Annotated in this window: 7 protein-coding genes; 4 read left to right on the plus strand and 3 right to left on the minus strand. The window is 73.2% G+C overall.

From position 1 onward, the window contains the following. Nucleotides 1-20: 20 nt before the first annotated feature. Both EF918_RS30685 and EF918_RS30690 read left to right on the plus strand, forming a co-directional pair. Entirely contained in the window at nt 21-1,001 is a 981-nt protein-coding gene (locus EF918_RS30685) for an ATP-binding cassette domain-containing protein (protein WP_125652194.1), read from the plus strand. Beyond that, nucleotides 998-1,789, plus strand: a complete 792-nt coding sequence (locus EF918_RS30690; protein WP_125652195.1) for an ABC transporter permease — start codon at nt 998-1,000, stop codon at nt 1,787-1,789. The genes EF918_RS30685 and EF918_RS30690 overlap by 4 nt, the downstream gene beginning before the upstream one ends. A 127-nt stretch (nt 1,790-1,916) precedes the next feature. On the opposite strand, the gene EF918_RS30695 is transcribed toward EF918_RS30690, so the two are convergent. Continuing rightward, nucleotides 1,917-3,131 carry an NAD(P)/FAD-dependent oxidoreductase gene (locus EF918_RS30695; RefSeq protein WP_125652196.1) on the minus strand — a complete coding sequence of 405 codons (1,215 nt, stop codon included), beginning with the start codon at nt 3,129-3,131 and terminating at the stop codon, nt 1,917-1,919. A gap of 125 nt (nt 3,132-3,256) precedes the next feature. Beyond that, a complete protein-coding gene (gene sigJ, locus EF918_RS30700) occupies nt 3,257-4,204 on the minus strand; it encodes an RNA polymerase sigma factor SigJ (RefSeq protein WP_125652197.1) in 948 nt (315 codons plus the stop codon). A 226-nt stretch (nt 4,205-4,430) separates the two neighbouring features. Here sigJ and EF918_RS30705 point away from each other — a divergent pair, with 226 nt between their 5' ends. Continuing rightward, nucleotides 4,431-5,021, plus strand: coding sequence for a DUF3291 domain-containing protein (locus tag EF918_RS30705; protein ID WP_125652198.1), 591 nt, complete (start codon nt 4,431-4,433; stop codon nt 5,019-5,021). On the opposite strand, the gene EF918_RS30710 is transcribed toward EF918_RS30705, so the two are convergent. Then, entirely contained in the window at nt 4,982-5,599 is a 618-nt protein-coding gene (locus EF918_RS30710) for a TetR/AcrR family transcriptional regulator (protein WP_125652199.1), read from the minus strand. The genes EF918_RS30705 and EF918_RS30710 overlap by 40 nt on opposite strands. Before the next feature lie 100 nt (nt 5,600-5,699). On the opposite strand from EF918_RS30710, the gene EF918_RS30715 reads away from it, so the two are divergent. Then, complete coding sequence (locus EF918_RS30715; protein ID WP_260610818.1) at nt 5,700-6,605, plus strand: alpha/beta fold hydrolase; 906 nt, start codon at nt 5,700-5,702, stop codon at nt 6,603-6,605. Nucleotides 6,606-6,622 lie beyond the last annotated feature (17 nt).

The raw sequence follows: 6,622 nt of genomic DNA on the forward strand, positions 1-6,622 counted from the left end.
CCTCCGAAGGAGCACCCCCCATGACCCGCCCGGCCATCGCAGCGAACGGCCTGCGCAAGTCCTACGGCGACAAGACCGTCCTCGCTGGCATCGACCTCTCCGTCCCGGAAGGAACGGTCTTCTCCCTCCTCGGCCCCAACGGCGCCGGCAAGACCACCACCGTCAAGATCCTGTCCACCCTCGTCACCGCCGACGGCGGACAGGCCCGGATCGCGGGCCACGACCTGGCCGCCGACCCCCAGGCCGTACGCGCCGCGATCGGTGTCACCGGGCAGTTCTCCGCCGTCGACGGGCTGATCACCGGCGAGGAGAACATGCTCCTCATGGCGGACCTGCACCACCTCTCCCGGCGCGACGGCCGGCGGGTCACCGCCGAACTCCTGGAGCGCTTCGGCCTCGCCGACGCCGCGGGACGGCCCGCCTCCACCTACTCCGGCGGCATGAAGCGCCGCCTCGACATCGCCATGACCCTGGTCGGCGGCCCGCGGGTCATCTTCCTCGACGAACCGACCACCGGCCTCGACCCGCGCTCCCGGCACGACATGTGGCAGATCGTCCGCGAACTGGTCCAGGGCGGTGTCACCGTCTTCCTCACCACCCAGTACCTGGAGGAGGCCGACCAGCTCGCCGACCGCATCGCCGTCCTCGACGACGGCAGGATCGCCGCCGAGGGCACTGCCGAACAGCTCAAGCGACTGGTCCCGGGCGGACACGTACGCCTGCGCTTCACCGACCCCGCCGCCTACCACGACGCCGTCTCGGCCCTGCCGGCCGCCGTCCGCAACGACGCGTCCCTCGCCCTGCAGGTCCCCAGCGACGGCAGCCAGCGCGCCCTGTCCGCCGTCCTCGGCCGGCTCGACCGGGCGGGCGTCGAGGCGGACGAGGTGACCGTCCACACCCCCGACCTCGACGACGTCTTCTTCGCCCTCACCGGCACCGACGGGCAGGCCCGCCCGCACGGTGGCGCCCACCCCGCCCAGCCCGAGGAGGCTGTTCGATGAGCTCCGTCCGCCTCGCCGTCCGCGACTCGTCCACGATGCTGCGCCGCAACCTGCTGCACGCCCGGCGCTACCCGTCGCTCACGCTGAACCTGCTGCTCACGCCGATCATGCTGCTGCTGCTCTTCGTCTACATCTTCGGCGACACCATGAGCGCCGGCCTCGGCGGCGGCGCGCCCGACCGTTCGGCGTACATCGCCTACCTCGTGCCCGGCCTGCTGCTGATGACCATCGGCAGCACCACGATCGGCACCGCGGTCTCCGTCTCCAACGACATGACCGAGGGCATCATCGCCCGCTTCCGTACGATGGCCATCCACCGCGGCTCCGTCCTCGTCGGCCACGTCGTCGGCAGCGTGCTGCAGTCGGTCACCAGCGTGGTCCTGGTCGGCGCCGTCGCCGTGGCCATCGGCTTCCGCTCCACCGACGCCACCGTCGTGGAATGGCTCGCCGCGTTCGGACTGCTGGTGCTCTTCGCCACGGCGCTCACCTGGATCGCCGTCGGCATGGGCCTGGTCAGCCCCAACGCCGAGGCCGCCAGCAACAACGCGATGCCCCTGATCCTGCTGCCGCTGCTGTCCAGCGCCTTCGTCCCGCTGCACTCGATGCCGGGCTGGTTCCAGCCCATCGCCCAGTACCAGCCCTTCACGCCCGCCATCGAGACCCTGCGCGGCCTGCTGCTCGGCACCGAGATCGGCGCCAACGGCTGGCTCGCCCTCGCCTGGTGCCTGGGTCTCGCGGTGCTCGGCTACTTCTGGTCGACCGCGAGGTTCGACGACGACCCGAAGTGACCGCCGTGACCCGGCGGTCCGCCACCTCCCGCACCCCGGCCCCCCGACCACGACCGCACCCCCAAAGAACGGGCGGCGTACCCCGACACCCGTCGGAGTACGCCGCCCGTCCGGCGTACGCAGGCGCTCAGGCCGCGTTCACCGCGACGCCGCCCGCACCCGCCCCGGCCGCCTCCCGTACGGTGCGACGCCCGCGGCCCAGCACACCGAAGCCCGGGTGGGCGACGCCCCAGGCCGCACCCTTGCAGATCAGCTCCTTGTAGACGGCGGCCGTCCGCCCCGTCAGGGCCGCGCCGACGGCACGGTCGTCGGCGGTCACGTACTGGATCAGGCCTTCCTTGCGGCCCAGCGAGATGCACTGGTTGAAGTAGCGGATCGGCATGTTCGGCAGCTTCCCCCCGGTCAGCCGCGCCGCGATGGCGTCCGCCGCCTGCCACGCGGCGGGGGTGCCCGAGGCGCACGACATCCGCAGCGGCTTGTTCCCCGGGCCCATCGCCAGCGCCGCGTCCCCGACGGCGTACACGTCCGGGTGCGAGACCGAGCGCATGGTCGCGTCCACCACGATCTGCCCCGTCTCCGAGACCTCCAGCGCGCTCGCCCGGGCGATCGGGTGCACCGCGAACCCGGTGGTCCACACGGTGACCGCGGCCGGCAGGCCACCGCCGCGGGTGACCACACGACCGTCCTCCACCCCCGTGACGTCCGTCCGCTCGTGCACGGTGACGCCGAGCCCGGCGAGGACCTTCGACAGGTGCGCCCGGCCCTTGGCCGAGAGCCAGTCACCGAGGCCGCCGCGCGCGACGAGCGCCACGTCCAGGTCCGGCCGTGCCTCGGCGATCTCGGTCGCGGCCTCCAGCCCGGTCAGCCCGCCGCCGACGACCACCACGGGCTCCCCGGCCCCGAGCCCGGCCAGCCGCTCGCGCAGCCGCAGCGCCCCGGCCCGGCTCGCGATCTGGTGGGCGTGCTCGGCCACCCCGGGCACGCCCTGGTGGTCCCAGCCGCTGCCGAGGGCGTACACCAGCGTGTCGTAGGCCAGTTCCTCGGCGACCCCGTCCGCGGAGACCACCGCCACGCTCCGGTCCTCCACGTCGACCCCGGTGACCTTCCCGATCCTCAGCTCCACCCCGCTGCCCGCGAACATCTCGTCGAACGGGCGGGGCCGCAGCTCCTGCCCGACGGCGAGCTGGTGCAGCCGGACGCGCTCGACGAAGTCGGGCTCGGCGTTGACGAGGGTGATGGCCACGTCGTCCCGGTGCAGCCGCTTGGCGAGGCGGCCGGCCGCGATGGCCCCGGTGTACCCGCCACCGAGGACGACGATGCGGTGCTGCGTGCCGTTCTGCATGTCCCTGCTCCTGTCTGCGCGGTTCTGCCTCTTGAACCGGACAGCCCCCGATTCCCTGACACCCTCCGGTGTGAACCACGTCACACCGCGGCGTGCAGGGCGCAGAAGCGGACAGAACGCAGGACTCAGAAGGCGTGGAAGAGGGGCTCCCCGCGATCCCCGCCCGCGGCCCACACCTCGGTGGCCCGGGCGAGCTTGTCGGGGTTGACCTGGCTACGGAACGCGGCGATCCCCTCGGGGGTGATCTCCAGGCAGGTGATGCCGACGACCCGCCCGTCCACGACCGCCACCACGGCGGGCTCGCCGTTGACGGAGGCCACGTGCACCGCGGCCGAGCCCCCGAGCAGGGCCCGCTTGGCGGGGCCGGGCTTGAACAGCCCCCGCATGAACTTCGCGACCGCCACCGCGCCCTCGAAGGCCTTGGCCCGGGCCGGCACCTTCCCGCCGCCGTCGCCGATCGCGATGGCATCGCCCGTGAGCAGCCGTACCAGCGGCTCGGTCTGCCCGCTGGTGGCGGCGGCGAGGAACTCCTCCACCACCCGGCGCGCGGTGGCCCGGTCGATCTCGGCCCGCGCCCGCCCGTCCGCGATGTGCTTCTTGGCCCGGTGGTAGGTCTGCTGGCTGCCGGCCTCGCTGATGTCGAGGATCTCCGCGATCTCCCGGTGCGTGTGGCCGAACGCCTCCCGCAGCACGTACACCGCCCGCTCCCCGGGCGACAGCCGCTCCAGGAGCACGAGCACGGCGTACGAGACCGAGTCGCGCTGCTCGGCGGTCTCGGCCGGCCCCAGCATCGGATCCCCGTCCAGCAGCGGCTCGGGCAGCCACTGCCCCACGTAGGTCTCGCGCCGGGCCCGGGCCGAAGTGAGCTGGTTGAGGCAGAGGTTGGTCAGCACCTTGGTCAACCAGGCCTCGGGCACCTCGATCCGCCCCACATCGGCCGCCTGCCAGCGCAGATACGTCTCCTGCACGGCGTCCTCGGCCTCACCGGCCGACCCCAGCAGCCGGTAGGCGATGGCCTCCAGCCGCCCCCGCGCAGCCTCGAACCGATCGACGTCATCCATGGTCAGCGGCATGCCCGGATCCTAACGGGCCACCTCCGGCGGGGGAGATGAGGCCCGGTCAGCAAGGGGGCTGCGGGGGATGCCCGAAGCGGCTCACCCACACGCGGGGGAGGGCACGTGACCAGCGAAAACGCAACGTCGACAACACCCGCGGAGGCAGCTACCTTCACCTGGTCCCCGGCGCCCGCCACGGCCGCCGATCAGGGCTCCTTCGAGCCGAGCAACCAGGAAGAGACGCATGCCGCGCCTTGCGCTGTACACCTTCGGCGTCCTGACGTCACCTCTCGCCGATCCCGCCCCGCTCACCCACGAACTCCACGACCGCAGCGAGCCCGTCTACCGGCAGATCAGCCGGCACCCCGGCTACCTCGCCCATGCCGAAGCCCCGGACGCCGACCGGGGCAGCCACTTCGACCTGGACTGGGGCGCCTGGGGCGCGTTCGCCGTACCGTCCTGGTACACCAAGGGCCGCACGGCGGACACCCTCGCCCTGGCCACGACCCTCTCCCTGTGGACCGGCCTCCGCCCCGCCTTCGACGCCATCTACACCGGCCCGCACCGCGAAGCGCTCAACAGGCGGTACGACTGGTTCGAGAGAACGGCACACCCGGAGTACGCGTTCTGGTGGGTCCCCGACGACGTGACCCCCACCTGGCAGGACGGCGTGTCCCGGCTGGAACACCTCCACGCCCACGGCCCCGCCCCGCACGCCTTCACCTTCCCCCACCCGTTCACCCCGACCGGAACGCCGACGAGCATGAAGGGCCAGGGCCAGGGCCAGGGCCAGGGTCAGGGCCGCGCCAGCCGGGCGGTCAGGCCGTCGAAGTAGCTGCGGTGGAGGGCGACCAGGTCGATCCGCTCGGGGTCGAGCAGCCAGAGCAGATGGGCTCCCTCCAGGAAGGCAGCGACCTCGGCGGCCAGGGTCTGCGCGTCGAGGCCGGGCCGCGCGGTGCCGTCCGCCTCGGCGCGCGTGAAGAGCGAGACCAGGTGCGCCCGCAGCGCCCGCCCCCGGTCCCGGAACCACCCGTGCAGGGCCGCACCGGGGTCCAGGTTCTCGGCGGTCAGGGCCGTGTGCAGGGCGGCCAGTTCCCGTTCGGCGGCCGCGGTGTGCTCGGCGTCCCGTACGAACCAGTCGATCGCCTGCCGCAGCGTGGGCTCGGCGTCCGCGGTGACGGAAAGGCGTTCGAGGGCCCGCCGGTCGGCCTCCTCCAGCACGGCCCGGACCAGTGCGTCCTTGCTGCCGAAGTGATGGATCAGTGCCGACGGGGTGACGCCGGCCCGCGCGGCGACCGCGGCCACACCGGTGCCGCGTACGCCCTGCTGGGCGAAGAGCTCGATCGCTGCGTCGACCATCGCCCGGCGGCGTTCGACACCCCGCTTCTGCACCTGACCCTTGACTCCTGCCATGGGGTTCAGGGTGCCCGCCGGCAACCGGCCACGTCCAACCGGCCGCTGGACGCCACAAATCGCTGGTGGGGGCAAGCCCCAGCCATTAACCTGAACAACCATGCAGGAAAATAACGAGAAGATGATCGATGCCGGCGGACTCACGCTCTGGGCGGAGGACTTCGGGGCGCCGCAGGACCCGACGGTGCTGCTGGTGATGGGCGCGCAGGCCCAGGGCGTGCAGTGGAACGACGGCCTCGTGCGGCGCCTGGTCGAGGGCGGCCGCCACGTCATCCGCTACGACCACCGCGACACCGGCCGCTCCTCCCGGGTGGACTTCGCCGCCCACCCGTACACCGTCGCCGACCTCGCCTCCGACGCCCTCGCCGTCCTGGACGCGTTCGCCGTGGAGCGGGCCCATCTGGTCGGTGCCTCCCTCGGCGGGATCATCGCCCAGCGGCTGGCCCTCACCGATCCGCACCGGGTGCTGACCCTGACGAGCCTTTCCTCCCAGCCGCTGGGTACGGACACCGCCGGCGCGGTCCAGCGGGCCATGGCCGGCCTCGCCCCCCTGCCCGACCGGCTGCCGCCCCCGTCGGCCGAGTTGCTGGCCGCCCTCATGACCTCCTTCCCGGAGCCGGGCGCGGGCCTGGAGGACTACCTCGCCGCCCGGCTGCCGATGTGGCGCGTGCTGCACGGTCCCGACCTCCCCTTCGACGAGGGGGAGTACCGCGCGATGGAGGAACGGGTCCACCGGCGGGCCGAGGACGTCGCAGCCGCCCTGAACCACACCCTGGCCGGGGCCGCCGGGGACGCGTACACCACGGCCGACCTGGCCTCGGTCGTCGCGCCCACGCTGGTCCTGCACGGCACGTGCGACCCGATGTTCCCCCCGCCCCACGCCGAGGCCACCGCCGCCGCCGTCCCCGGTGCCCGCCTGGTCATGCTCGACGGCATGGGGCACACCCTGCCCGTGGCCATGGAGGACCGCCTGGCGACGGAGATCCTCGCCCACACCGGGGGGTGAGCCGTCGGGGGGGGAGG

It is taken from the genome of Streptomyces sp. WAC06614 (assembly GCF_003949795.1).
In the GTDB taxonomy this organism is placed as follows: Bacteria; Actinomycetota; Actinomycetes; order Streptomycetales; family Streptomycetaceae; genus Streptomyces.